27 protein-coding genes and 2 pseudogenes are annotated in these 24,892 nt (G+C 41.0%); 21 read left to right on the forward strand and 8 right to left on the reverse strand.

The genetic code is table 11. The features are described from left to right. Positions 1 to 193 precede the first annotated feature (193 nt). From AB685_RS10490 to AB685_RS10505, 4 genes are all read left to right on the forward strand, one after another. Entirely contained in the window at positions 194 to 1,333 is a 1,140-nt protein-coding gene (locus AB685_RS10490) for a S8 family peptidase (RefSeq protein WP_047970559.1), read from the forward strand. Between the two features lie 232 nt (positions 1,334 to 1,565). Then, positions 1,566 to 2,135 carry a sigma-70 family RNA polymerase sigma factor gene (locus AB685_RS10495; RefSeq protein ID WP_047970560.1) on the forward strand — a complete coding sequence of 190 codons (570 nt, stop codon included), beginning with the start codon at positions 1,566 to 1,568 and terminating at the stop codon, positions 2,133 to 2,135. After that, a complete protein-coding gene (locus AB685_RS10500; RefSeq protein WP_047970561.1) occupies positions 2,107 to 2,445 on the forward strand; it encodes a hypothetical protein in 339 nt (112 codons plus the stop codon). Before AB685_RS10495 ends, AB685_RS10500 begins: the two co-directional genes overlap by 29 nt. Continuing rightward, the gene (locus AB685_RS10505; protein WP_047970562.1) at positions 2,423 to 4,642 is read left to right on the forward strand and encodes a hypothetical protein; all 2,220 of its coding nucleotides are present in this window, start codon (positions 2,423 to 2,425) and stop codon (positions 4,640 to 4,642) included. The genes AB685_RS10500 and AB685_RS10505 overlap by 23 nt, the downstream gene beginning before the upstream one ends. A gap of 56 nt (positions 4,643 to 4,698) precedes the next feature. Here the strand turns inward: AB685_RS10505 and AB685_RS10510 are convergent, their stop codons facing one another. Continuing rightward, positions 4,699 to 5,853: an aminotransferase A gene (locus AB685_RS10510; RefSeq protein WP_047970563.1), complete on the reverse strand. Its 1,155-nt coding sequence runs from the start codon at positions 5,851 to 5,853 to the stop codon at positions 4,699 to 4,701. A gap of 131 nt (positions 5,854 to 5,984) precedes the next feature. Between AB685_RS10510 and AB685_RS10515 the strand changes: the two genes are divergently transcribed. Continuing rightward, the gene (locus AB685_RS10515; RefSeq protein WP_241773276.1) at positions 5,985 to 6,437 is read left to right on the forward strand and encodes a DMT family transporter; all 453 of its coding nucleotides are present in this window, start codon (positions 5,985 to 5,987) and stop codon (positions 6,435 to 6,437) included. 303 nt (positions 6,438 to 6,740) lie between these two features. After that, complete coding sequence (locus tag AB685_RS10520) at positions 6,741 to 6,959, forward strand: hypothetical protein (protein WP_047970564.1); 219 nt, start codon at positions 6,741 to 6,743, stop codon at positions 6,957 to 6,959. A 16-nt stretch (positions 6,960 to 6,975) separates the two neighbouring features. Here the strand turns inward: AB685_RS10520 and AB685_RS10525 are convergent, their stop codons facing one another. Continuing rightward, positions 6,976 to 7,212 carry an IDEAL domain-containing protein gene (locus tag AB685_RS10525; RefSeq protein WP_047970565.1) on the reverse strand — a complete coding sequence of 79 codons (237 nt, stop codon included), beginning with the start codon at positions 7,210 to 7,212 and terminating at the stop codon, positions 6,976 to 6,978. A 426-nt stretch (positions 7,213 to 7,638) separates the two neighbouring features. On the opposite strand from AB685_RS10525, the gene AB685_RS10530 reads away from it, so the two are divergent. Then, complete coding sequence (locus AB685_RS10530) at positions 7,639 to 8,937, forward strand: NCS2 family permease (protein WP_047970566.1); 1,299 nt, start codon at positions 7,639 to 7,641, stop codon at positions 8,935 to 8,937. A 255-nt stretch (positions 8,938 to 9,192) separates the two neighbouring features. On the opposite strand, the gene AB685_RS10535 is transcribed toward AB685_RS10530, so the two are convergent. Next, a complete protein-coding gene (locus AB685_RS10535) occupies positions 9,193 to 9,768 on the reverse strand; it encodes a PadR family transcriptional regulator (RefSeq protein ID WP_241773285.1) in 576 nt (191 codons plus the stop codon). Between the two features lie 248 nt (positions 9,769 to 10,016). On the opposite strand from AB685_RS10535, the gene AB685_RS10540 reads away from it, so the two are divergent. Next, positions 10,017 to 11,279 carry an ATP-binding protein gene (locus tag AB685_RS10540; RefSeq protein ID WP_047970568.1) on the forward strand — a complete coding sequence of 421 codons (1,263 nt, stop codon included), beginning with the start codon at positions 10,017 to 10,019 and terminating at the stop codon, positions 11,277 to 11,279. A gap of 59 nt (positions 11,280 to 11,338) precedes the next feature. On the opposite strand, the gene AB685_RS10545 is transcribed toward AB685_RS10540, so the two are convergent. Continuing rightward, a complete protein-coding gene (locus AB685_RS10545) occupies positions 11,339 to 11,755 on the reverse strand; it encodes a hypothetical protein (protein WP_047970569.1) in 417 nt (138 codons plus the stop codon). Positions 11,756 to 12,029: 274 nt separating this feature from the next. Between AB685_RS10545 and AB685_RS10550 the strand changes: the two genes are divergently transcribed. The 6 genes from AB685_RS10550 (at position 12,030) to AB685_RS10575 (ending at position 15,736) form a co-directional block, all read left to right on the forward strand. Further along, the gene (locus AB685_RS10550; protein ID WP_047970942.1) at positions 12,030 to 13,298 is read left to right on the forward strand and encodes an MFS transporter; all 1,269 of its coding nucleotides are present in this window, start codon (positions 12,030 to 12,032) and stop codon (positions 13,296 to 13,298) included. A 433-nt stretch (positions 13,299 to 13,731) separates the two neighbouring features. After that, the gene (locus tag AB685_RS10555; protein ID WP_047970570.1) at positions 13,732 to 14,178 is read left to right on the forward strand and encodes a redoxin domain-containing protein; all 447 of its coding nucleotides are present in this window, start codon (positions 13,732 to 13,734) and stop codon (positions 14,176 to 14,178) included. 136 nt (positions 14,179 to 14,314) lie between these two features. After that, entirely contained in the window at positions 14,315 to 14,743 is a 429-nt protein-coding gene (locus AB685_RS10560) for an Hsp20/alpha crystallin family protein (RefSeq protein WP_053073790.1), read from the forward strand. Positions 14,744 to 14,774: 31 nt separating this feature from the next. Further along, on the forward strand, positions 14,775 to 14,981 hold the full coding sequence (locus AB685_RS10565; protein ID WP_047970571.1) for a hypothetical protein: 207 nt from the start codon (positions 14,775 to 14,777) through the stop codon (positions 14,979 to 14,981). Positions 14,982 to 14,998: 17 nt separating this feature from the next. Next, complete coding sequence (gerPC, locus tag AB685_RS10570) at positions 14,999 to 15,436, forward strand: spore germination protein GerPC (RefSeq protein WP_047970572.1); 438 nt, start codon at positions 14,999 to 15,001, stop codon at positions 15,434 to 15,436. After that, the gene (locus AB685_RS10575; RefSeq protein WP_047970573.1) at positions 15,437 to 15,736 is read left to right on the forward strand and encodes a hypothetical protein; all 300 of its coding nucleotides are present in this window, start codon (positions 15,437 to 15,439) and stop codon (positions 15,734 to 15,736) included. Here AB685_RS10575 and AB685_RS10580 read toward each other — a convergent pair. Continuing rightward, a complete protein-coding gene (locus AB685_RS10580; protein ID WP_047970574.1) occupies positions 15,733 to 15,975 on the reverse strand; it encodes a hypothetical protein in 243 nt (80 codons plus the stop codon). The two genes, AB685_RS10575 and AB685_RS10580, sit on opposite strands and share 4 nt — an antisense overlap. 13 nt (positions 15,976 to 15,988) lie before the next feature. Then, a complete protein-coding gene (locus AB685_RS10585; protein WP_047970575.1) occupies positions 15,989 to 16,234 on the reverse strand; it encodes a hypothetical protein in 246 nt (81 codons plus the stop codon). 229 nt (positions 16,235 to 16,463) lie between these two features. Here AB685_RS10585 and AB685_RS10590 point away from each other — a divergent pair, with 229 nt between their 5' ends. Genes AB685_RS10590 through AB685_RS10600 form a run of 3 tightly spaced genes read left to right on the forward strand, consistent with a single transcriptional unit; the run spans position 16,464 to position 20,328 of the window. Next, on the forward strand, positions 16,464 to 17,666 hold the full coding sequence (locus tag AB685_RS10590) for a M20 family metallopeptidase (RefSeq protein WP_047970576.1): 1,203 nt from the start codon (positions 16,464 to 16,466) through the stop codon (positions 17,664 to 17,666). A gap of 17 nt (positions 17,667 to 17,683) precedes the next feature. Continuing rightward, complete coding sequence (locus AB685_RS10595) at positions 17,684 to 18,991, forward strand: amidohydrolase (RefSeq protein ID WP_047970577.1); 1,308 nt, start codon at positions 17,684 to 17,686, stop codon at positions 18,989 to 18,991. 26 nt (positions 18,992 to 19,017) lie between these two features. Beyond that, positions 19,018 to 20,328, forward strand: a complete 1,311-nt coding sequence (locus tag AB685_RS10600) for a hypothetical protein (RefSeq protein ID WP_047970578.1) — start codon at positions 19,018 to 19,020, stop codon at positions 20,326 to 20,328. A gap of 249 nt (positions 20,329 to 20,577) precedes the next feature. Here AB685_RS10600 and AB685_RS10605 read toward each other — a convergent pair. Next, positions 20,578 to 21,243, reverse strand: a pseudogene (locus tag AB685_RS10605) (AbgT family transporter); the annotation flags it as partial. A 16-nt stretch (positions 21,244 to 21,259) separates the two neighbouring features. On the opposite strand from AB685_RS10605, the pseudogene AB685_RS10610 reads away from it, so the two are divergent. From AB685_RS10610 to AB685_RS10620, 3 genes and pseudogenes are all read left to right on the forward strand, one after another. Further along, positions 21,260 to 22,000, forward strand: a pseudogene (locus AB685_RS10610) (AbgT family transporter); the annotation flags it as partial. Positions 22,001 to 22,092: 92 nt separating this feature from the next. After that, positions 22,093 to 22,356 (forward strand): HPr family phosphocarrier protein, encoded by a 264-nt coding sequence (locus tag AB685_RS10615; protein ID WP_047970579.1) that lies wholly within the window; start codon positions 22,093 to 22,095, stop codon positions 22,354 to 22,356. Between the two features lie 567 nt (positions 22,357 to 22,923). Beyond that, entirely contained in the window at positions 22,924 to 23,913 is a 990-nt protein-coding gene (locus AB685_RS10620) for an acyltransferase family protein (RefSeq protein WP_047970580.1), read from the forward strand. A gap of 66 nt (positions 23,914 to 23,979) precedes the next feature. On the opposite strand, the gene AB685_RS10625 is transcribed toward AB685_RS10620, so the two are convergent. After that, on the reverse strand, positions 23,980 to 24,270 hold the full coding sequence (locus AB685_RS10625) for a hypothetical protein (protein ID WP_047970581.1): 291 nt from the start codon (positions 24,268 to 24,270) through the stop codon (positions 23,980 to 23,982). A gap of 96 nt (positions 24,271 to 24,366) precedes the next feature. Here AB685_RS10625 and AB685_RS10630 point away from each other — a divergent pair, with 96 nt between their 5' ends. Continuing rightward, the gene (locus AB685_RS10630) at positions 24,367 to 24,813 is read left to right on the forward strand and encodes an NUDIX hydrolase (RefSeq protein ID WP_047970582.1); all 447 of its coding nucleotides are present in this window, start codon (positions 24,367 to 24,369) and stop codon (positions 24,811 to 24,813) included. The last annotated feature ends 79 nt before the right edge of the window (positions 24,814 to 24,892 follow it).

Here is a 24,892-nt window from a genome sequence, read left to right on the forward strand (position 1 = left end):
TTTTAACACTAATGACCTATTTTTTTAATTATTTCCATGATAAACCATTGGGAAATCGTCTACTGAAATATACGTTTAAATCAATCATATCCTGTCCGTTTTCCCAATAACAATTCATTAAATATTATGCTAGTATCATAGGTAACTAAATAATTTGATTATTTAGAAAAAAGACTGGAGTGTGATTTACATAATGAATAAGTCTTTAAGAAAAATGTTTACCGTCTTATTGGCGGTCATGATGGTCCTATCCTTCTCTTTTATGCCATCTGATGCAAGTGCAAACGGAAAACCGTTGATGAAGGAATACCTGATTGGATTAAAAGCAGGTCCTTCCATAGCTAAGGCAGACACATTAGTCTCAACTCTTGGTGGTTCGGTGGAACATCAATTCAAACACATGAACGTCTTACATATCACCTTGCCGGAAGTTGCTGCAGATGCACTTGAAAAAAATCCTCTTGTGGCATATGTGGAAGAAAATGTGGAAATGCATACTACTGCTCAAACGGTACCTTATGGCGTGCCTCATATCAAAGCGGATGTGGCACACGCACAGAATGTAACGGGATCAGGTGTTAAAGTGGCCGTTCTCGATACAGGCATTGATGCAAGCCATGGAGACCTGAATGTGGTAGGCGGGCAAAGCTTCGTTTCTGAAGAGCCTGATGCCTTGACGGATGGAAATGGGCATGGAACACATGTCGCCGGAACAATTGCGGCATTAAACAATAATGTTGGTGTACTCGGTGTTTCCTATGATGTAGACTTGTATGCGGTAAAAGTGTTAAGTTCCGGCGGGAGTGGAACGCTTGCTGGAATTGCACAAGGAATTGAATGGGCAATCGACAACAACATGGATGTCATCAATATGAGCTTAGGCGGTAGTACAGGTTCCACCACATTGAAGCAGGCGAGTGACAATGCCTATAACAGTGGCATTGTAGTGGTAGCAGCTGCTGGAAACAGCGGTTCATTCTTCGGTTTGATCAATACAATCGGGTATCCTGCCAGATATGATTCTGTTATCGCTGTAGGTGCGGTGGATTCCAATAACAACCGTGCTTCCTTCTCCAGTGTAGGCAGTCAGCTGGAAGTAATGGCCCCTGGTGTTGCTATCAACAGTACATTACCAGGAAACCAGTATGGTGAATTGAATGGAACTTCCATGGCTTCCCCTCATGTAGCAGGAGCGGCAGCATTGTTACTTGCGCAAAACCCGAACCTGACAAATGTGCAGGTTCGTGAAAGATTAAGAGATACGGCAACCAATTTGGGATCTGCCTTCAACTATGGCCATGGCGTCATCAATTTAGAAGCCGCACTTCAATAGATCAAAAGAAAATCACATACCTAGAATGCCTGTCCCTTGTGTGGGGGCGGGCATTTTATTTTATCTCCATTTTGAAAAATCCCTCACTCAATCCCAAAATAATATGCTACCGTAAAAAAGTACAACTACCAAAAAACAGAAATTATAATTTTTTTACTAAAATTGAAACTATTATTAGATAACTTGCATCTTAAGTATAGACCTGTAGAAAAGAAAAGGGGGTGAGCATGCTTTGCACCTAGTAGACCGACTGAAAAACAAAGAGGAATCTGCATTACAGGAACTGATGTCCCTTTATGGAGACTATCTGTTGCGAACGGCGTTTCTTCTTTTAAAAGACAAACAGACATGTGAAGAAGTCGTGCAGGATACCTTCATTGCTGCGTACGAAAAAATCCATCAACTAGATGAACATGAAAAATTGAAAAGCTGGCTCACCTCGATTACCATCAATCGTTGCAGGATGATTATGCGGAAATGGAGTTGGAAAAATATCCTCCTGAACCTGGATTGGACTGAACGAACTCAAGGGGACGAAAAAGTGGAGGGACCGGAAACGAAACTACTTGTAAACTTTGAAAATAAATCACTCAGTGAAGCGATACAAAAATTGGATTACAGATACCGGGAAGTGATTATCCTGTACTATTTCAATGAACTGAAAATCAGTGAAATTGCACAGCTATTAAAAGCGGCGGAAAGCACAGTCAAATCGAGGCTGAAGCGAGGACGTGCCTACCTGAAAGAAACATTAGCGAAAGGGGAGGATGGAAGTGCATCAGAAAGAGAATCGAGCGGTTAAAGAAAAACTGGATCATGAACTTGGGGAGTTGTATTTTACCGGCCACGAAAGGGTGTTAAGGAAAACCCATCCCAAAAGCTTTAATGAAAAACTTTCATCCTTCTGGAATAAGGAACTTGAGATACCGGTATTACCTATTGTACTGACAGTCGGGTTATTTTTTACAACAATAAGTATAAAAAGTGAATTATTCCACACGGAAACTCATCTCAGAGCAGACCGGGAAATGATTGAGTTTGCAGGATACACCTATTGGAAAGATGACTTTGAGAAAGCGGTGAAGCTCCATGAAAATAAGAGTGAAAATTAAACACCTCGTGGTGACTGGAGTGGCATTTGCATTATTTCTGCCAATTTGTCTTTATTTGATACAACCTCAAATCTCTATCTATATGGCTGAGCGGCAGATGGCAAAAGGGGAACTGGCAGGCAAAGAGAAAATACTAGAACTTATTGATAATGGAAAAATCTTTACAGAACAGAGGTTTGCACTTATAAGAGAGTATATGATAGAGGGCGCCTATTCAATGGAATATGATGTCTATGTTGGAACTACTTCCACCTATTGGTCTGATACGAATCAGGCCAAGGTGAAATTCTCTATGGAGGAGCGTCTGCCTTACTTGTTGGAGTATGTGGAAAAAGGACCAACAGATGGTTACTTTGAGGAGGCGGCTATAGAGGTCGCAAGTCATTACAATCAGCAAGGGGGATGGGGAAAGGGGGACCAAGTGCTGCAAACTGCAATGGACAGGACCCAAACATCTTACTTCAGATCCGAATTGGCCACTGAACAGATAGAACTGGCTGTGCGAAACGAAGAATACGATATTGCCCTGTCTTATCTAGAAAATTTTTATGAGAATGTTTATGAAGAGGACACATATATGAAAATGAAAGCTGATAAATCACATGTGGAAATCCTCCTCCACAAAGGTGAAGATGAAGAGGCGCTAGCACTGGCAGAAAAAACGTTAGCCGGCTTGGATGGTGAGGATAAAGAAGGAAAAAATGATTACGTTGACCTTCCTCTTGCAGAAAAGCAACTTAGGTCTCTTGTGGATAGAATAGTGGACGGAGAAGCTGCTTTTAGGCAAGTGTCTGGGAAAATCTTCGAAAACGAAAATGGGCAGCGTCCACTTGAAGGAGTAGGGGTGTTCCTTCGCGAAAAAAATAATCTTTACTACAGCATAGGTCCTGAAGAGCAATACAAGGCTGTCACGGATGAAAATGGAGAATATGCGTTTTTTGATGTCCCACCCGGCAGCTATCAGCTTTTTTATGGCTTTACTTTTGATCAGATAGACGGCTTCACTATTGCTATGCCAGCAAACCCTTGGATTGAAGTGAAGGGAAAAGACGTAGTGGCACATGATACTATTATCAATCCATTAATGGAAATCCATCAGCCGGTAAACTCAAAAGAAATAATAGAAGACCAGGTGCATTTTTCATGGGAACCGGTTGAAGAGGCAGCCTACTACAGTATCAGTGTCGGTAGGGAAGTGGAAGGTGGTACAGTTTCCCATCATCTGAAAAACGGAATCAAAAGCCCGGGATTCATAGTGTCTAAGGAAGAGCTCCATTATTCACAAGGGGGGATTCAATTTACGGAGGAAAGTGATTGGAAGGAAATAGACTATTCCTCGGTGCTTGGTTTTGCTGATCCGAGGGGCCGATTCTTTTGGAATGTCCAGGCCTATAATGCAAAAGGAGATTTGATCACGCAAAGTCAGGGATATAGATTAGGTGAAGATACATTTGGAAACCTCCCCATGTTCTACTTGAAAAATAGAGAGTTGACAGAAGCTGATAAAGTATTGCTTAAGAACAAGCCGGAAGAAGCGCTGGAAATGTATAAAGAAAATTTCACGAATGACCCAGGTGACCTGCACAGTCTGCTTATGATTAGTAAAATAATTGGTGTGGAGGCCTCTGTACTGAACAAGACGTCAAAAGAACTTGCAATGCCCTATCTAGAAGAGCTTGCACAAAAATCCCCAAACGAAACTATTTTCTATGATATTCTTGAATACTACTATGAAAAGAAAGATTGGCAAACCTATGAAAAGTGGTATAAAGAGTTCGAAGGGACTAAGGAAGATATCCTTAATGAGTATATCGAAGGCAATCGCGCCATGGCTTTGATGAAACAAGGGAAGTATGAAGAGGCAAGGACTCATTTCCAACTGGTAATGGAGCAAGGGCATCGACATGAATATATTGGTGAATGGATTGCTCTCGAATTATATTTGGGCACTCCGATGAAATTGGTGGAAGAGCTTGGTCGGCAGCATCCAGAACAAGGAATCTATGAGGTGAGGATAGATTGGGAACGGTTAATTAAAAATCTCCAACGGGAAAAAGAACAATTCGATGGTTATGAGGATGAAGTAAAGAGGTTAACAGGATGGTTTGTTAATGAGGAAACAGATGCTATGGAAGCCTGGATAGCATCGACGGATAAGGTGGAGTTAAAGAGGTTTGCGGAAGAGCTAAGAAAATAGAAACATAATAAAGGAACGACTTCGTCACCCGAGCCGTTCCTTTTTCCATGGTATTTTTATAGTTTTCGCAAAAAGTCATCCATTCGATCCATCGCTTTTTCAAGTGTTGCCATGTCATAGGCGTAGGAGAGTCGCACATAACCTTCGCCGAGTTCTGAAAATGCACTTCCGGGAACCACTGCCACTCCAGCGTCCTCAACAAGTTTCAAAGCAAAATCGAATGACTTCATATTAAACTTCTGGATAGAAGGGAACAAATAGAACGCACCGTCCGGCTTCACTACTTCAAGCCCCATTTTCACCAAGCGACCATAGACATATTCCATTCTTGCATTATATTGGACCTTCATTGCCTCTGCATCGTTAAAACCTGCAGTTAATGCTTCCAAGGCTGCATATTGTGAGACGGAGCTCGCACAGGATACGTTGTACTGATGCACCTTTAACATCTGCCTCATGACATATTCAGGACCGAAAACAAGACCGATACGCCATCCTGTCATGGAGTGGGATTTGGATACGCCATTAATGACAATGGTTTTCTCCCTCATGCCTGGCAGGTTGGCAATTGACCGGTGCTTGTCTTCGAAAACAAGTTCGCTGTAAATTTCATCCGATAAGATGAAAACATTCTTGTCTTTCAGTAATGTAGCAATCTTTTCCAGTTCCTTCTCCGGCAATGCCGCACCTGTCGGGTTGGAAGGGTAAGGTAGAATGATACAACGTGTTCTTTCCGACAAGCTTTTTTCTATAAGGTCTGCCGTCAATTGAAAGCCTGTCTCTCTCGTATCAATGTGTACAGGTGTAGCTCCGCATAATTTGATTAGCGGTTCGTATCCAGGATAGACAGGCCCAGGAAGGATTACTTCTGTCCCTGGTTCCAAGATGGTTCGAAAAGCGATATCAATCCCTTGGCTCGCACCGATGGATACGATTATTTCGGACTCTGGGTCATACGACAAATTGTACTTTTTGCTGACGAAATCGGCTGCTGCATTCCGAAGTTCCAAGACCCCTGCGTTTGGGGTGTAAACTGTTCTGTTGGACTCGATCGCCTCTTTGCCTGCATCTTTTACGTGAGTCGGTGTGGGGAAATCCGGTTGCCCTATTGTCAGAGAGATGACATCCTCATATTTTGCTACAAGGTTGAAAAACTTGCGGATACCAGATATTTCGATATCTCGCACATTTGGATTAATCAGATGCTCCATAAGAAATACTCCTTTTTAAGTTCTTGCTTTTTAAGCTAGTTTACCCGACTTTTTTATCCTTGTCCAAAGGAGAATGGGGAAGTATGTAGTATATGTTAGTACAGGCAGATAGCATGAAAGGGTGAATGGGTATGATGAAAATCTGGTTTGTACTGCTGGCATTGTTTGGAGGGATACTTGGAGGGATCCAGGCTCCTATCAACAGTCAATTAGGAAGAAAGATTGGGAGTTTGGAAGCTTCCTTAGTCTCATTTTTTATCGGGACGGTTTTTCTCTTGTTTTTATCTATATTTTTTGGACGTGGAAATATGTTGCATGTGACAAACGTTCCGAAATGGCAACTAGTTGGTGGCTTTCTTGGAGCGTGTTTTGTAACGTTCGTCATCATTGCCGTTCCAAAAGTCGGGGTTGCCTTAACGATAATATCAGTTATAGTAGGTCAAATGATAATAAGTCTTGTCATCGATCATTTCGGTCTATTCGGTACAACCAAAATAGCTGTGAACAGTCAAAGAATTATTGGGGTTCTGTTGATGTTATTGGCGTTGCATTTTATATACAGGGGTACGGTAGCTGTAAAATAACCTGCACTGGCTATGCAGGATTTCAATCCTGCAACCCCTGAATATAGGTATGAAGTGGGGTTTCAAGATACCTAAATCATCTAGGGAAACGTGTGTTTGCTTGTTGATGCACTAGGGAAGACCTATAAAAATAAGAAGGTAGTAGGATAGGAAAATACTTACATAAGTTTTATAATTATTATAAACACAGAATATTCACATAATTATCTCTCTGTTTCCATTGCCTGTTTGATTGCACTCCTTTCACCTTAGGATTACTGGGATTTGGTGTCTGTTGGATTCCGCCTGAAAGGGGATTGTGTAATGGATATTGTTCTACAGATCTGGTTAAGGCTGTTGGAAAGGTATGCAGAGGAGTTGTTTTTTCAGGATTCATCATCAGGGGTCTTTTCATTTTTGATTATTGGGGTGCTCGCTTTTCTATACAGGCAGGAAAAAGAGACAAAAAGAAAATGTGCCTGCTGTGAAACAGAAGCAAAAGAAGAGAAAAAGCAGCCCGAAACAAAAGAAGAAGCGGAATGATTTTCCGCTTCTTTTTTTAATTAATGTGAGCAAATTGCTCTAATAAGTTATTATATTCACTGGATAAAGTTTGGAATTTTTTTCGGTTACCATCACCTAAAGCTCGATCTATTTCATTCATTAGCCTGTTTTTATGAAATTGGAAGACAGAAGAGTCAACAATGATTTGAGCGACTTTCTCCTCTCTGGTCATTTCAAAACTTTTGAAAGTGGAAACAGATTGTTCAGGTTGAAAAGAAAAATGCTTATTCATAATTTCTACCCCCTGTGCGAGATTTTATTTTCCGTGTTAATTGGGTGAATCATGAAAAGGATGAAATGATGTATGATTAATTCATCCTTTTTCCTATTATCTGATATTTTGTCCCGTTTGTGAAGTGTTGTTTTTAGAAAATTTAGATATATCAGAAAAAATAGTGGAAACTTTGTAAATGAGTGACAATGGATTAAGTTGTATTGGTTACTTATTCTTAAATATACCCAAAACAGGAAGGCTGAAAACAAGGTATAAAAAATTTAGCATTATTTCATTCATTTTAGGATTCGGAATCAAAATGAATTTGATCGGAAAAAGATTTAAGAGGTGCATAGTTTTTTTTCTTTTTTGCTTGAATTATCTTCTGAAAACGAATATTATAAGTAAGGTTTCAATATTACATTCGTTTTTGGGGGATTTTTTGTGTTGGAAAACTATTTTGAATTGAAGAAACATCGTACTAGTGTGAAGCAGGAATTTTTAGCGGGAATTACAACATTCCTGACTATGGTTTATATAATTTTCGTTAATCCTGCCATTTTATCTGCTGCGGGAATTCCGTTTGATCAGGTTTTTATGGCGACAATTATAGCTGCGGTAATCGGGACTTTAACAATGGGGATATTTGCAAAATATCCTATAGCAGTCGCTCCTGGTATGGGGCTCAACGCATATTTTACTAGTGTGGTAGCCACGCAAGGCCTTACCTATCAGGCTGTATTGGGGACAGTTTTTCTTGCGGGTCTCGTAATCATATTACTAAGTTTGACCAGTTTGAGGAAAGCGCTGATCGAGGCGATTCCTGCACCATTAAAGTATGGTATTACAGCTGGAATTGGCCTTTTTATCGCTTTTATCGGATTGAAGATGGCAGGCATTGTTGTGCCGAGTGAAGCGACGATGATTACATTGGGGGATCTCACCAGCCCCATTTCAGCGCTTGCAATCGGTGGCCTATTCATTACATTGATTCTTATGACAAGGCGTGTATCAGGTGCTTTGTTTTATGGAATGGTGATTACAGCGATTGCTGGCTACTTTTTTAATATGCTAAATTTCAATGGGGTTGTGGATTTGCCACCTGCTCCTCAATTCATTCATATAGGAGATGCCCTTAGCGGAGTAGTAGCAAACGGTTTATACACTGTCGTGTTTGCGTTTATCCTTGTAACAATTTTTGATTCGACAGGTACGCTTGTAGGAGTGTCAGAGCAAGGTGGATTCATGAAGGATGGGAAGCTGCCACGGACAAAATCGGCTACACTTTCTGATGCATTTGCAACAACAGCGGGTGCAGCCCTTGGAACCAGTCCGTCATGTGCCTATATTGAATCATCTGCAGGAGTTGCTGCAGGAGGAAGAACCGGTTTGACTTCCGTTGTAGTTGCTGGATTGTTTCTTCTGTCGATGTTCTTCTCACCTGCCATTTCTGTCATAGCGGGCTTGCCTGCCATCACAGCGCCGATACTGATCATTGTCGGATGCTTTATGATGGAGGGGCTGGCAAAGATAGAATGGAGAAACTTTGATGAGGCTTTCCCGGCATTTGCCATCATCCTGACCATGCCTTTGACTTCAAGCATTGCGACTGGGATTGCAGTGGGTTTCATTACGTATCCGGTGATGAAAGCTGTAACGGGAAAAGGGAAAGAAGTCAATCCACTGATTTATGTTTTTGCGGTCATCTTTTTGATCCAAATGATATTTTTCCCTGCACATTAAATTAGGTTAATATTAAAGGGGACTTTTTTCGCAAAGTGTGTTGCTTAAATGAAAAATTGCACAAATGAGTGGATTGGAGCGGAAGGCACTCGACTCCGGCGGGAGGTAGAGGGAAACGGGAGACCCCGCAGGCTTGCCGAGGAGGCTCCAGGCCCTCCCCGCGGAAAGCGAGTGCCTGCAGCGAAAAGGAACGGTCAAACTACGAAGTCAACAACATTCTTTTAAAAAATAGCCTTAATTTAAAACGCGTCCCGTTTATGCTTTGGGACGCGTTTTTCCTGTGTTCTTTTGCTTATCTTGGTGAAAAAACAAACCTTGTTCAGCATCTTCCTGCAATCTTGTCAGCCATTTCAATTCCACCTTGCACAACTCATGTGCATTTTCCATGATTGCCTGAGAGCCTTTTGGAGCATGAACTCCGTAAAGGTTGTAAACCCTCTCCAGCATTTCAAGTTGCATCCTGGTATGTGAAATCCGTTCTGTTAGTGCATCTTTTATCATATTTGCATCTCCGTGATGAATGAATGCAAGTGCTGTGTACATCGGATGAAAGTGAGTGCTTTCAGCTTGAATCTGCTTTTGCAGCAATTGTTGAAAAGTTTTCTTACCTTCAGTAGTAATACTATATATGGTCTTATCAGGCCGAGTCTGATCTGTGACCACTTTTTTCACTTCAATAAGATTTTTGTTGAGAAGCTGCTCAACGGCATAATATAAGGAGCCTTTCGCCATTTTTATATATTGTTCCATGTTCCGTTCATGCATTACCTGTTGGATTTCGTACGGGTGTTTGTCCCCTTCCATCAGGAGGCCAAGTATTACAAGTTTCATTGCCAATTTGTTCACACCTATGTCTAGAAAGAGTGGTTTGTTTCTTATTATATAGGAAAGAAGTGAGTTCGGAAATTAATTATGAGTTCAAGTCATCTTTTTGATTTGTTCTTCCTTATATCCTAGACGAAGGTAAATAAGATGCCTATAATAAGTAGAGTGTAATTTTGTATTTATTTTTAGATGCAACCAATAAATGGTTTAACCTGGGCAAGTAATGATGTTAATAATTGGAGGATCAGTTGTGAATGATTTACCTTATAAAACCGTTAATTGTTAATATAACGATTATTTTTTCGTTGATGTTCAATGCGAATCTGTTTTTCCCGTTCAGTAAAAGGAAGCCCCTTAATTTTAAACAACAAACAATATTTGGTCTGTTCAGTGCTTTTTCAGCAAAGCTATGCATGCTGTATCCGATAGAAACATTGGAGGACACCAATTTCGATTTCAGGATGATTCCGATTCTCCTAGTCACATTATATGGAGGATGGTATCCTGGCCTTCTCTGTACAGTAATTGTGGTGACTCTTCGTTATTTCATTGGTGGAGAATATGTCTATGTGGGGATTGCAGTCTCCATTTTGGCATTGGGAATTGGACTTCTGTTCAGATCTGTGTTCTTGAGGAGTGCCAATAAGTTATTGTATGGGATGGTAGTTATCTCTTTTTATTATCTGGTCTATATTTTCATCCTGTTCAGTACTGTTTCCTTCTTGAATATTAATTTTTACATCGTGTATTTTCTTGCATTTGGATTAACTTTCATTGCGTTGATCTACACAGTGGAGAGGTTGATTATCGCCAATCAGCAGTTTGATGAAACATTATATATGGACAAGCTTTCGACTGTCGGACAAATGGCCGCAGCCTTTGCACATGAAATAAGAAATCCCATAACAACAGTCCGAGGCTTCATTCAGTTCATCAATACTGATACGAAAGATGAAAATCTTAAGCGGTTCGCTCCTCTGATACTGGACGAACTGGATCGTACGAACAAAATCATCACCAATTATTTGACTGTAGCACGTCCGGCCAATTTCTCCTTGGATTATATCGATGTCAATAAAGTGTTGCAGGATTCAGTGGAGCTGATCCGACCTTTCGGTTCCTACAGAAATGTAACAATCGAATTGGAGCTTGAAGGAGATCACTACATCTACACTGATGAACAGCATCTTAAGCAAGCCCTGATGAACATTATTAAAAACGGCATTGAGGCGGTGGAAGAGGAACAGGGGGGATATGTGAAAATACACAAACAATCCGGGGAATTGAGAGGAACAATTGAGATATCTTTCACTGATAATGGAATTGGTATGACAGATGAACAGTTGGAGAAAATTGGCCTTCCCTACTATACAACGAAAACAAAAGGAACCGGATTGGGAAGCATGATTACCAATCGTCTCATCCATGAAATGAAGGGGAAGATACTATATGAAAGCAAAGTTTATATTGGGACAAAGGTTACTGTTGTTTTGCCAACTGTTAGGAACATGAATTGACAAAAAGTAAAGAATTGTAGGACTGGGTTTGACAGGTTGTCAACTCCAGTCCATTTTTATTAATCTTCCTCCCATGGAGAAACTTCCCCAGTGTTACGGTTGACCCTATACCACCCCCGAGACAGTTTTTCAGGCTGATTGTTGAAATGGACAAGATTGGAAACGTGAAAGACATAGTATTTACCCTGCATTCCTTCAAAGGATACAGATGTACTATCGTGTTCAGTGAGATCTAGATGATCCATCACTTTTGATTTTGCTTGTTCTTTTGAAGAGATTGCTTCTGTTGGAGGATTCTCCACTTGTATCATTGCCTCGTTTCGTGCATCCCTGAGCAACTCTTCACTAGACAGCCTACCTGGCTCTTTTCTTGCTTCCATAATGGATGGACCTTTCGTGTTTTCTATCTCGTTTTGGTTACCGCAACCTACTATTGCAACTATTAAAAAAAGAACTGGCAGAAATTTTTTGAGCATGAATGTCCACCTCCTATCTTGATGTATTAATTGTTAGTATGAAATAGCTGTGATGTTTTCATGCAAAGCTGGACTTTTCCATTGGAATTCGTTCATATAAATAATAATAATCTGGTGAAGTGTAAAGTTTGAGTAAATTGTGGCGGGAAAAAGCAGGGAGAAGAGAGGTTGTTAGAGAATAGTTTTCTTAAATAAATAATTGGAGGAAGTACCTATGGCTAATTTGGAAAACAAAATCGCACATGATACTCGGAATGAAAAACCGAGATCCCCGATGGCACTCTATTTTTCATTGCCGATATTATCTTGGGCTCTCTATGATTTTGCCAATACTATTTTTTCATCCAACATCATAACCATATTTTTCCCTTTTTATTTGCAGGAAGTTATCGGAACGAATGAAAGAATGGATCAGATCGCAAGTACGTTCCTGTCCTATGCAAATGCGACAGCAAGTTTATTTTTAGTTTTGTTTTCCCCTTTGTTCGGAGTACTGATTGACAGGACAGGAAAAAGGAAAGGATTTATTATCCCTTTTACATTAATTGCGGTCTTGTCCACTATATTCATGGGAGTGTTTGCCTCACTGCAAACCTCACAAATGGTATTCGGATTGCCGATTAGCTTTGTCCTTGTCCTTATTCTGTTTGTAGTAGCAAAGTTTTTCTTTCATTCGTCCCTTATTTTCTACGACACCATGCTCCCTGACCTTGGAACAAAAAGAGAATTGCCGTTGATTTCCGGATTCGGGATTGCGGTGGGGTATATGGGGACATTATTGGGATTGACAGTTTACCTATATGTGGGGGACAGCGGTTTTCATAAAGCGTTCATTCCAAGTGGTGTATTATTCTTACTTTTCTCCCTCCCGTTGTTTTTCCTTTTTAAGGAAAAGCCTAAAGAAGTCAAAGAGAAAAAGTCCTTCTTCAGTGGATATAAAGAGATATATCAGACATTTAAAGAAATGCGTTTGTATCGACCTGTCTTTCTCTTCATGATTGCCTATTTCTTCATCAATGACGCGATTGCGACAGCCATTGCCATGATGGCGATCTATGCCAGGGCGATTGGAGGCTTCAGTGCCTCTGAATTTATCCTGCTTTATCTTGTTTCAACCGTTTCAAGCATTATAGGCTCCTTTGTATATGGATATATTGCAAGAAATATCGGTTCTAAATATGCCGTTGTATCTGTAGCAGCTCTTCTGATAGTAGCACTATGTTTCGCGGTATTTGCTGTAGCCCCATGGATGCTTTGGGTTGCAGGAAGCTTGTTCGGTGTCGCACTTGGTGCTACTTGGGTGACATCCCGTACATTCATCGTTGAATTGACACCTGAAGGCAAAAGGGGACAATTCTTCGGGCTTTTCGCTTTCTCGGGGAAAGTGTCATCCATCGTCGGTCCATTATTGTACGGTACCATAACATTGTTCCTTGCGGGATACGGAAACCTTGCAAGCCGAACCGCTCTCGGTTCCCTGATTATTCTTGCATTCATAGGACTGCTGATTACACTGAGAGTCCCGTATAAGAAAGAAGCTTGAAATATAAAATGTCCATCTAACCAATTGGTTTTTGCGATAGCAGTTGATCTTCGTTCCAGGCGCTTCGCTTTTCGCGGGCGGTCCGGGAGCCTCCTCGGCAAGCCTGCGGGGTCTCCCTTGTCCCTTCCTCCCGCAGAAGTCTGCGCGCCTTCCACTGCGATCAACAAGGTTTTTGCTTTTTCAAAAAGTCCAATTGTTTATTGCTAACTTAAACTTAGGAGCTGCCACAGACGGCTTCTTTTTTATTTGTCGCAAATTGACGAACGAAAAGGGGTCAGACCCTTAAAGGAGCAATTTATTTTAATTATTTATTTATAATTAGTATAATCTGTATTGACAATCAAAAGTGTTATTAATATAATATAAAATGTATCAGATGATAATTATTATAAAAAGATAACAGATATAAAGTGTTGAAAGGGAGAGGTTTTTAATGAAATTGAGAGAGCAGATGCCTGAGTTGACAGGTGCTACGGAATGGATTAATGAGGAAGTTTCAAAGGATGAGTTATCAGGTAAAGCAACTCTTATACATTTCTGGTCTGTAAGTTGCCACTTATGTAAAGAAGCGATGCCGGAAATTAACGAATTACGTGATGAGTATGACGACGACTTGAACGTTGTTGCTGTACACATGCCACGTTCTGAAGACGACCTGGATATCGGCGTTATCCGTTCCATGGCGATGGGTCATGACATTACACAACCGATTTTTGTGGACAGTGAACACAAATTAACGGAAGCATTTGAAAACAAATACGTACCAGCATACTATGTATTTGACGAAGAAGGGAAACTTCGTCACTTTCAAGCAGGCGGTAGCGGCATGAAAATGTTGAAAAAGCGCCTCAACCGCGTCTTGGGCGTAGAAGAAAAATAAAAGCAAAAAAAGAGAAATGGGGAACTTCCCATTTCTCTTTTTTTGCTTTTACAAATAGTGCACGGAATTAACTGAATAAATAGGCCTTCCCGCCTCATATACATGATATAACCTTATGTTTCTGGGGAGGAGGCGGATGAAGAAGAAGCAGGTAAACCCATGGGAAACGATGAACGAGAAAATAGATGAAGTGCTAGGGGAAAAGTTCTGGAAAGATATGCTTCCTGTCATGCCGAGGCGAGTGCCGCTTATAGACATACTTGAAACTGAGAACGAAGGAATAATCGCTTTGGAACTTCCTGGACTGAGGTCCGCAGAAGACGTACAGCTTAAAGTTAAGAACAATCAATTATTTATAAAAGGGACCATACCTTATCCATACCCTGTTCCGAAAGAGAATCTCCTTCAAGGGGAACGGTTCTTCGGTGACTTTCAGCGGCTGATTCAAATACCGTTTTCGTTTGCCCCTCAAAAGCTGGTTGCCCAATATAAACAAGGAGTACTTTTGCTGATTTTTCAAAAAAGCGAACAGGATGTATCTGTGGAGATAGATTTTACTGAATAGAAAACGTTGGTAGAGAAAGTGAGGGAAGCTGATGGAGTTTGAAATAAAATCATTCAAAGTGGATATGATCATGAATTCATCTTCAATAAATAAAGGGAAAAATATCAGTTGGAATGCTAAAGCCACACAAAAAGAGAACCAGGGTTTTGGAATCATGGCAGGTGAGGGGAATTCCATCAGTCATTCTAACAATTCCGTGAGCAGTCAGAGTAAAGCGGAAGAGCAAGCATTCTCATAAATTGGTTGTGATTATCCATGACAAAGCATGAAGAAATGGAAAAGAGAATAGTCGAATTAGAGAGGAAGTTAGAGTATTTGGTCACCATTCTGACTGAGATGCACCAAAAGGAGGATAAGGTTGTCCAGTACCATATCAAACATCTCGAAATCCAATCGGCTCAGATTGAAAAGTTGGATTACCATTTGGATAGTATAGGAATTGAGCAGCTGAGTGGGACTCTTAATATCGGAAATAACTTTAACAAAGAAAAGGATATAGAAACCAAAGTTCCTTTCTATAATAAAAAAGACGCTTCTGGATCCGAAAATAAAACAAAATCCAAGAACGTTCCAACCTATCATAATCCTATCACAAAAAAGTCACGTCAATTCGAAGAACCCAAGCAGCATCTGAAAGTAACAGAACGGGAAAGAGGTTTTTCGATTGCGCTCAGCCAAAAGGAGGAGAAATGAATGAGTCACTATTCCCCCAACTTTTTTATCGGGAGCATTCGCATCGGAGTGGTGGAGAGTGCATCATGTATCAATATGGGCAACAATTACCCTTCGCAGTTTCATAGTCAAAAGAAGCATAACCAAGGTGTCGGAAATATCAGTGGGGACGAAAATGATATTCACGGGACGAAGAGTCAGGTCAGTGACTCATCATTAATTGATATACTGGATCAAACGGATCATAAAGAACTGCCCGAGTGGCTTCAGGATATGATGAAGGAAAAAGAAGAATTAAATGAGGTGAATGACCAAAACTAACTGCTGGAGGTAGATTTGATGGGCATATCCATCACATCTGGATCGTGGACAACATTCATATTCGAATTCGAATGGTTATCCGTCCCTGCCACCAGTCCGAATCCCATATTTGTTTTCTGATAACTGCTCCAATTAGCCTGCAAATTTTCTCCTGTAAAAACTCCTGAACAGTTCATGATAGATGTGATTTCAATCCGGTCAAGCAGTATATGGACATGGGATGACTGTTTCGTTTTCATAGGATCCCCCTCATTAGAACTGTGCTGTTGGTTGTGGATTGTTAATTTCCGGGTTGGCTATGGAAGTATCCACTCCATCTGCATCAAACACGACGTTACAAACATTAGTGACTGCAACAACTCCAATTTCTATTCCATTCCCCATGTTTATTTTTCCTTGTGTCGACCAGTCTGGCTGGTTGTTCTGCCCGGTAGAGATGGTGGAACTTTGACTGATGCTATTGACATTAATCTGATTGAAGATGATAGAAACAGGCATATTGAAACCCCCAATCCGTACAGATTCAAAACCCTTTTATGTAACGTATTCCTGCCAGTAAGAGAACGTGAAAACACCTTTTTAATTAACTGAAAATAAAAAAAGTTCATTGAATTTCTAAAACAATATGTTAATATGTAATTACGGTATTAAAAAGGAATATTTCCTTTAATGGTATTTAAGTAAAGTCAGATCTTGTCTACAACGTGAAAGGAAGTGCAACATACCAATGACCTTAACATTACCAGTCATAGATGAAAAATTACTCGAACAGCTTATTGATTTTAGGCGGGACTTACATATGTATCCGGAAGTGAGTGGAGAAGAATATGAGACATCACAAAAAATTCAGCAACAGTTAGCAAGCCACGGAATTCCGTACCGGACAGGCTTTGCCAAAACGGGAGTTCTTGGAATTATTGAAGGTGGGAAGCCAGGTCCGACCGTAGCCCTCAGAGCAGACATCGATGCGCTACCGATAACTGAAAAAACAAATCTAGGATTCTCCTCGAAAAAAGAAGGAACGATGCATGCATGTGGTCATGATGCTCATACGACGATGCTTCTCGGTGCAGGGATCTTGCTGAATGAACGAAAAGCAGAGCTTTCAGGAACGGTACTTCTTGTATTTCAACCTGCTGAAGAAGCTTCTCCTAACGGTGGTGCCCAACCCATGATGGATGATGGGGTATTTGCAGAATATGAACCAGATGTAATTTTCGGTCAGCATGTATGGCCTGACCTCCCAGTCGGTCAAATCGGTATCCGGGACAAAGAAATGATGGGTGCAACCGACCGCTTCAAGGTGGTCATCAATGGATCTGGTGGACATGCCAGCATGCCCCATCAAACAAATGATGCCATCATTGCTGCAAACCATGTGGTTACCATGCTGCAAACAATAGTAAGTCGAAACGTCAATCCGGTTGATGCAGCAGTGGTCACCATCGGAAGGATAGAGGGTGGATACCGCTATAATGTGATTGCGGACAGTGTCTCATTGGAAGGCTCGATTCGAACTTACAAAAAACAAGTAAAAGAAGTGGTCAAGAAGAGGTTTCATGAAGTGGTCGAGAATGCAGCAAAGGCGATGGGGGCGACTGCTGAAATCGACTATATTGATGGGTATGAAGCAACCATCAATACACAAGAATGGGCAAAGGTTGTGAGAAGCTGCGCACAACATACCCTGAATTCTGAACAGGCAACACCTGAAGTGGACCCTTCATTAGGTGGCGAAGACTTTTCGAGATTCCTTCATAAATACCCAGGTGCGTTCTTCTGGCTTGGTTCAGCGATTGAAGGAAGGGATAGTCAAAAGCCGCTCCATGATCCAAATTTTGAATTCAATGAAAAGGCTCTTCCTATCGGGGTGAAAATGCTTGTCGAGGTCTCAATGAAAGCTTTGGAAAAACTTCAAATTGAAAAGTAAAGGAAGGAGTGGCCGTGATGAACGTTTCGGAATTTGTGAACAATCTAGCTGACTCCCTGGTTACATGGAGAAGGAGATTTCACCATTTTCCCGAGCTTGGATGGACAGAATACCAAACAACCTATCTGATCGGTTCTGAGCTGGAGAAGCTTGGATATGAGTTGCATCTTGGAAAGGAGGCACTGATGACAGAGGAGCGGATGGGAGTCCCGTCTGAAGAAATCATACAATCAGCGGAAGCCAGAGCACACAATCAAGGAGTGCCAAAAGAGTGGCTTTCTAAAATGAAAGATGGGCACACAGGTGTGGTGGCCAAACTTGACACAGGAAAACCGGGAAAAAACATTGCATTAAGGTTTGACATTGACGCACTTCCAATTGCAGAGAATAAAGAGGAAAAAGGTAACCATTTTCCGACACAACTTAAATTTCAATCACGCTACCCAAGTGTGATGCATGCATGTGGGCATGATGGACATGCAGCAATAGGGCTTGGTGTAGCTACTTTTCTTTCTGAACATCAAGATGAGTTGACAGGATCGTACACCTTGCTCTTTCAGCCTGCAGAGGAAGGAAGCAGGGGAGCTAAATCAATGGTGGCAAAGGGATGGCTGGATGATGTGGATGTATTTCTTAGCGGTCACATCGGAATATCATCCATGCAAGTAGGGGAAGTGGTAGCGTCAGCCAGAGGTTTTCTGGCTACATCAAAGCTTGATGTCACGTTTACCGGAAGATCAGCGCATGCTGGTGTTGAACCGCAAGAGGGCAAAAATGCCTTGCTTGCTGCGGCATCTGCTTCTTTGCATCTTCATGCCATTCCCAGGCACTCAGGAGGAGAAACAAGAATTAATGTTGGGACACTCCATGCAGGTAGTGGAAGAAATGTAATTCCGGACCATGCAACGATATCGCTTGAGACACGGGGAGGAACGTCCGAACTAAATCAGTATATGGAAGAGGAAGCGATTCGAATCATAAGGAGTTCTGCTCTTCTCCACGGGGTCAAGGCGGATATCCACTTAGTGGGAAAAGGAGTGGAAGCAGCTGATGAACCTGGATGGAAAGAGTTCCTAGAAGCGGCAACCACTCATAGCACAAGAGTCTCGCGAGTGCATGATACCGTCCCTATAAAGGCATCAGAGGATGTAGCCTATATGCTGAATCATGTTAGAGGGCGTGGGGGAAAAGCGACCTATTTTATTTTCGGTACTCCCCTTGCAGCCGGACATCATCATCCATTATTCGATTATGATGAAAAGGTATTGGAAGTTGCACTTGACGTATATGCTTCTTCTATTCTATCTTTGCTTTTAGATGATTAATCCAATACTCTGTATGAGGTGAAAAAGTGAAAGTTAAAATAGGAATTATCGGACCGACTGATTCCATAGAACGAATCAAGTATGTAGGAAAAGAGTTTGAGAGTGTTGATCTGCTTTCGTTTTCATATACTTCACTGGAGGAGATTGACCAGATAATATATATGAACAAAGGGGCAGTCGATCAATGGATGTTTTCTGGACAAGTTCCATTCTCTTATGCAAGGTCCAAGGAGCTTATTAATAAAAGTGAAGGAAGTTATGCCGAGCTATATGGTTCTAGTTTTCTCGGCACTCTCCTTGAAGCACAGATGAAAGAAAAGAAAATCTTTGAAAACATTAGTATCGATACAATTAAACAAAGCAGGATTGACATGAACAGGGACTTCTTCTCTCTTCAAGCAATCAACTTTCATTCATATGCTTATGATGGCTTTGTGCCGACCGGGGATCTGGTAAAATACCATCAAGAATTGTATGAAGAAGGAAAAATAGAGGTGGCTTTTACTTGTATTCAATCTGTGTCTGTAAAGCTGAAGGAAATGGGGATTCCTTGCTATCGTATCATACCGTCCGACCTTGCCATCTTGTCGACACTGGAAGTGCTAATTGAACGCGCACATTCTTTACGCTACCGAAAATCACAAATTGCGATACTTGGCGTGGAGGTCATCCATACGGCTACTTCCTTGGAGGAGATGCACTATTCTCATAAAATGAAGATCAAGGAGCTGGAGCTAAGGCGGTTGATGCTCCGATTCGCAGAAGAAGTCAACGGCTCATTTGTCCAGTTCGGAGATGGACTTTTTCTACTTTTTACAACAAGAGGGGAACTTGAATTGCATATTGAAGGAGATTCGTTGCTGCAGTTAATTGAAGATATCAACATGCAAAGTAATCTAAAAGTACGACTCGGACTTGGATTTGGTGAGACGGTACTTGCCGCAGAAGAAAATGTGAGACAGGCCTTTCATCATGCAAGGGAGAAGAAGACATCATCGCTTGTTTGCGTGAACGAAGACAGGGATGTAACTGAATTCTTTAATACTAAAGACAAGTTATCTTTTCAATCACGTTCCCTCGGACAGGAATGGGAAGCAAAATTGAAAGATGTTAATATAAGCCCTACCATCGTTTCCAAGATAAAATCCTTGGCACAATACTATCAAAAAGATGTGATTACCTCACAGGACTTGGCAAGCTGGCTAAAGAGTACGGAAAGAAATGCCCGACGTATTCTGACTGAGCTAGAACGTTCCGGGCTTGTAAGGGTGTCAGGGGAAGAACAGTCAGGTCATAGGGGCAGACCCAGAAAAATATATACATTATCGTTTTTGTGAACATGTGGGAAATCCTAGTGAGATTTCCCAATTCTCAAAAACCGCTGAAATAACTGAAAATTTGTTATATTATATTAGTAAATATTTACGGAAGATAAAAGGAACTATACCCAAAAGGAGTGAGTTAAATTGAGCGAACTACAAACTCAGCAACAGAAATCATCCTCCATGCTTGATAGATTCCTGGGAGGTGTCGAAAGAATAGGAAATAAACTGCCTGATCCATTTACTTTCCAACGGATTTGGCTCTTCCAATTCCTTGTCGACTTTTCCTTTGTATTTCCCTAGCCGCGGTTCGATTAATTTATCAGTAATCATTGCACCGACAATAGACAAAATAAAAACAGACACTACCATGAAATAGTAATTATCAACCGGTGTGACAATCAACGTCTCATCAAAAGGCTTAATAGCTTCTGTTGCGATGCCTGATAATAAGGCATCCGTTCCTGCCACAATGACATTGGCTGTAAAGCCCGCACCAACTCCGGCAAAACCTGCTGCAAGTCCAGCTAAGGGATGTCTCCCAATCGTGTAGAATATCATTGCAGCCAGAGGAGGAACAATGACAAACGCTGCATCGGAAGCAAGGTTTCCTAGAATACCGGTAACGACAACCGCATACGTGATCAGCGCCTTTGGGGCATTCAAGATTGTTTTCTTAATTCCCGCTTCAATCAGCCCCACCTTATCTGCAAGACCTATACCGAGCATCATTGCCAAAACCAGTCCTAATGGAGCAAAACCGGTAAAATTCGTCAGCAACGAAGTCAGGATAAACTCTATCCCTTCACTGGATAACAAGCTTTTGATGGGGAGCTCTTCCCCTGTACCCGGGTGTTCGACACTTACACCAAATTGATTGACCGCCCATGAGATCCCGATAATAAAAATAGATAAGTAGACAAATAGCATAAATGGATCAGGCAGTTTAAGAAATGCGGTTATTGCAGGGCTCGTGTATTTGCTTTTATTGGCTGTTGCAGTATTTTGGCCGGAATCAATCCTGAGAAATGAGGATGGTGGACTTGTACCTTCCTTATTCCTTACAGCAATTGTACCGATCACACTCTTTTTCTTTATTGTTGTAGGAATAGCTTATGGTGTTACAGTGGGGAAAATTAAAAACACTGGCGATGTACCGAAGCTGATGGCTGAATCCATGAAAGATATGTCGGGTTACATTGTTCTAATCTTTGCCGCTGCACAATTCATTGCATATTTCAACTGGTCTAATTTAGGGATCTGGATTGCGGTGAACGGCGCGGGCTTGCTGGAAAGTATGAACTTGACCGGTATTCCGGGTATCATCGGATTTGTCCTGCTTGCGGCTTTGTTGAACCTGATTATCTTCAGTGGTTCAGCACAATGGGCATTGATGGCTCCCATTTTCATTCCGATGTTCTGGATGCTCGACTATCACCCTGCTTTCATCCAAGCAGCGTTCCGTATCGCTGATTCATCTACAAATATCATTACACCATTGAATCCTTATATCATCGTCGTGTTAGCGTTCATGAAAGACTACGATAAAAAGGCGGGACTAGGAACACTGATAGCGCTGATGCTTCCTTATAGCCTTATTTTCCTAGGAGTTTGGATCATTCTCTTGGTAATCTTTGCACTAGCAGGAATTCCCTTCGGACCTGGTGTGGAAATGATGATCAAATAGGGTAGGCAAAAGTACTATTTTACAAAAATTATTCATGAACCAATATCCCCTCACATACCATATATAAATTTGATGGTAGGTGGGGGATTTTTATGGTATCCAAACAGATAACAGTAGCACTTGAGTATGGGCTACATTCAAAAGCTGCACAATATTTTGTTGGAAAAGCAAATAGCTATGTGGCTGATATTAAGGTAGTCAGGCATAACAGAATCATAGATGCAAAAAGCATTCTCGGTCTCCTGTCGCTTGGAATTGCCAAGGGAAATGTGGTAACAGTAAAAGCGGAAGGATCTGATGAAAAGGAAGCGGTGGAAGGACTTTCCCGTTTTCTAAAAGGCGAGGAAGAGTATTGATGAAAGCAGGTGGATGTTAGGATCCATCTGCTTTTTTAGTGAGGGATGTAGTTGAGAGGTGAAAAATGAACAAGTATTTTATATTCTTGGGATGCTTACCGCTTTTTGGAGTAGAGGGGAGGGGGTATATAGTATGATTTTCGGGAAGGGATTTTGGGTATCGCTGAATTATGCTGATAAACGCTGATATATTTTAATTTTCGCTGAATTAATTTCAAAATCGCTGAAATATATACTACTTTCGCCGAATTACACAAATATACGACGAATTAATAGGTAATATACGAGGGGGTATCTGGGAAATCGCTGTTGCGAGCACATATTTCCATCATTCTCTTCAACATTAAACAAAATTACCATAACAGATGCCAATTCTCCGTATTCCCCACTTCATAGGCTTCCTCCTACCCTACCTTCTCATGAACCACACACAACCTAAGGAAATTATTACAATTCCCCTACGGACAGGTTCATGTTATACTCTTCGAATGAATATGTGTCCCATGTTTACGATGCTAATAAATTTGGGTAAATACCTTCGTATAAGTAGAAATGGAGGAGAACACCATGAAAACTCGCGATTCCTTCTTTGATAATGCGAAGTTCATCTTAATTTTTCTTGTTGTATTCGGACATATCATTTCACCATATCGTGCAAACGATGAGTGGCTTGTGTCCATCTATCATTTTATCTTTATTTTTCATATGCCGGCCTTTATCCTATTGGCAGGGCATTTCAGTACCAACTTTCACAAAAAGGGTTATTATGTAAAAATAATTACGAGATTACTAGTACCTTATCTGATTCTGCAGACCATCTATACGTTGTTCTACAGTCAGCTATATGCAGATTCATCCATGACGTTGGAATATTTCACCCCGAGATGGGCGATGTGGTTCCTTTTGAGTATGATTGCTTGGAAACTGATGCTTCCATTGTTCGGAAAGCTGCAGGCGAGGTATAGTATTCCTTTGGCGATATTACTGGGAGTAGGGGTCGGGTTCATTGATATACATGAGCGATTCCTGAGCTTGGATAGAACCTTTTATTTCTTTCCATTCTTTCTGATAGGGTACTATTTAACGAGAACAGACTTGTTCGAAAGGCTGAAAAATGGTGCATATCGTGTTTATGCAACTGGATTTCTCGTAGTATTATTTGCAGGGATCTATATCTGGCTGGGCGGAATTGATGGAGCAAGTATCCTGTATGGAACTTATACATTCTCCTCCATTACCGATATGTTGATCCGTATAGGCATCTATGCTGGAAGTATGCTTGTTACCATTGCATTTTTCGCGTTGGTTCCAAAAGAAAAATATATGTTCACTGGTATTGGAAGAAGATCTTTCTACGTATATATTTTACACGGGTTTATCATCAAATGGTTCTTTGAAACAAGCTTCGGTCAGGCGGTCAACTCACCAGCAGGCTATATGCTACTCTTGTTGTTGAGTGTATTGGTGACGGTTATTACCGGTAATAAGTACGTTGTAAAAGCTATTCAAAAACCATTCGGTTATCTGAAGGAAAGCTTGTCATTGAAAAATGGATAAAAGTAAAGCCGCTTTGTAACTTTTGGTTACATAAGCGGCTTTTTTAGTGCAGATACCATAAATATATTATTCGGTTTGTTTTTCTAGTTCCCTCTGACCACTTTGGGCAATTTTTGCGGACCTGAAATTATTTACTACCCATATCCCTAAAAGAGAGAGAACAGTGGACATGGTAATAATGGCCGGCAGAAAAGCCGTAATATTGGCAATTACACTATAGAGTGTGCCAAAGGTGACCATGGTGAGAATGACACTTACAAAGTGAACATTCTTATTCAAAAAAGCCATGATGCCACTTCCTGAAAACACAAGCATTCCTAACAAAAATAGCGCAATCACTGGAAAAAGTATTTCCATGTAATGCATAACCTCCATATGATGGTTTCTGTTTCTTTCTGTATAGTATATCATAAAATAAAAAAAAGATTCAGAAATCGGAAAGTGAGGACGTTTATGAAGATCAGGCAAGCGGTTGGTGCCATTGTCACAATAAGGGAGCATTATGTTCTAATACTAAAAACGAAAATCAATACAACTGAGGGAAAAAATGAAATAGTTGGGGAATGGGATTTCATAAAAGGTGGAGTGGAGGAAAGGGATTCCTCTCTCCAGGAAGCCATCCTCAGGGAACTGAAAGAAGAGACGGGAATGGATTCATATTCTGTTGAATGTAAATTAGAAGAAAAAATAAAATTTGAGTTTCCCGAGGATGTCGCAAAAAGGATCGGATTTCATTCACAGGAGACAACCATGTTTCTAGTTGAATGTAAAGGCAACATAGCTGATTGTAAGCCCCTGGATGATGAGATAAGCGAGATCGGTATTTTCAAGAAAGAGGAGGTTCTAAGAATGCTCTCTCACGAGGAAACCAAGCGGTATTTCAGCAAACACTGTCTATAAATGGCATTGACATATTTAAAAAGGGTAAATATACTAATATGGTAATACAAAACGAGAAAAGGAAGGTACAAGGTGCGAT

Source organism: Bacillus sp. LL01 (assembly GCF_001037965.1).

Excerpts from the sequence above, each read along its gene's own strand:
- AB685_RS10490 (WP_047970559.1), top strand. The coding sequence starts at position 194 with ATGAATAAGTCTTTAAGAAAAATGTTTACCGTCTTATTGGCGGTCATG.
- AB685_RS10505 (WP_047970562.1), top strand. The coding sequence starts at position 2,423 with ATGAAAATAAGAGTGAAAATTAAACACCTCGTGGTGACTGGAGTGGCA.
- AB685_RS10510 (WP_047970563.1), bottom strand. The coding sequence starts at position 5,853 with ATGGAGCATCTGATTAATCCAAATGTGCGAGATATCGAAATATCTGGT.
- AB685_RS10515 (WP_241773276.1), top strand. The coding sequence starts at position 5,985 with ATGATGAAAATCTGGTTTGTACTGCTGGCATTGTTTGGAGGGATACTT.
- AB685_RS10520 (WP_047970564.1), top strand. The coding sequence starts at position 6,741 with ATGGATATTGTTCTACAGATCTGGTTAAGGCTGTTGGAAAGGTATGCA.
- AB685_RS10525 (WP_047970565.1), bottom strand. The coding sequence starts at position 7,212 with ATGAATAAGCATTTTTCTTTTCAACCTGAACAATCTGTTTCCACTTTC.
- AB685_RS10535 (WP_241773285.1), bottom strand. The coding sequence starts at position 9,768 with ATGAAACTTGTAATACTTGGCCTCCTGATGGAAGGGGACAAACACCCG.
- AB685_RS10540 (WP_047970568.1), top strand. The coding sequence starts at position 10,017 with ATGATTTACCTTATAAAACCGTTAATTGTTAATATAACGATTATTTTT.
- AB685_RS10545 (WP_047970569.1), bottom strand. The coding sequence starts at position 11,755 with ATGCTCAAAAAATTTCTGCCAGTTCTTTTTTTAATAGTTGCAATAGTA.
- AB685_RS10550 (WP_047970942.1), top strand. The coding sequence starts at position 12,030 with ATGGCACTCTATTTTTCATTGCCGATATTATCTTGGGCTCTCTATGAT.
- AB685_RS10555 (WP_047970570.1), top strand. The coding sequence starts at position 13,732 with ATGAAATTGAGAGAGCAGATGCCTGAGTTGACAGGTGCTACGGAATGG.
- AB685_RS10560 (WP_053073790.1), top strand. The coding sequence starts at position 14,315 with ATGAAGAAGAAGCAGGTAAACCCATGGGAAACGATGAACGAGAAAATA.
- AB685_RS10565 (WP_047970571.1), top strand. The coding sequence starts at position 14,775 with ATGGAGTTTGAAATAAAATCATTCAAAGTGGATATGATCATGAATTCA.
- gerPC (WP_047970572.1), top strand. The coding sequence starts at position 14,999 with ATGACAAAGCATGAAGAAATGGAAAAGAGAATAGTCGAATTAGAGAGG.
- AB685_RS10575 (WP_047970573.1), top strand. The coding sequence starts at position 15,437 with ATGAGTCACTATTCCCCCAACTTTTTTATCGGGAGCATTCGCATCGGA.
- AB685_RS10580 (WP_047970574.1), bottom strand. The coding sequence starts at position 15,975 with ATGAAAACGAAACAGTCATCCCATGTCCATATACTGCTTGACCGGATT.
- AB685_RS10585 (WP_047970575.1), bottom strand. The coding sequence starts at position 16,234 with ATGCCTGTTTCTATCATCTTCAATCAGATTAATGTCAATAGCATCAGT.
- AB685_RS10590 (WP_047970576.1), top strand. The coding sequence starts at position 16,464 with ATGACCTTAACATTACCAGTCATAGATGAAAAATTACTCGAACAGCTT.
- AB685_RS10595 (WP_047970577.1), top strand. The coding sequence starts at position 17,684 with ATGAACGTTTCGGAATTTGTGAACAATCTAGCTGACTCCCTGGTTACA.
- AB685_RS10615 (WP_047970579.1), top strand. The coding sequence starts at position 22,093 with ATGGTATCCAAACAGATAACAGTAGCACTTGAGTATGGGCTACATTCA.
- AB685_RS10620 (WP_047970580.1), top strand. The coding sequence starts at position 22,924 with ATGAAAACTCGCGATTCCTTCTTTGATAATGCGAAGTTCATCTTAATT.
- AB685_RS10625 (WP_047970581.1), bottom strand. The coding sequence starts at position 24,270 with ATGGAAATACTTTTTCCAGTGATTGCGCTATTTTTGTTAGGAATGCTT.
- AB685_RS10630 (WP_047970582.1), top strand. The coding sequence starts at position 24,367 with ATGAAGATCAGGCAAGCGGTTGGTGCCATTGTCACAATAAGGGAGCAT.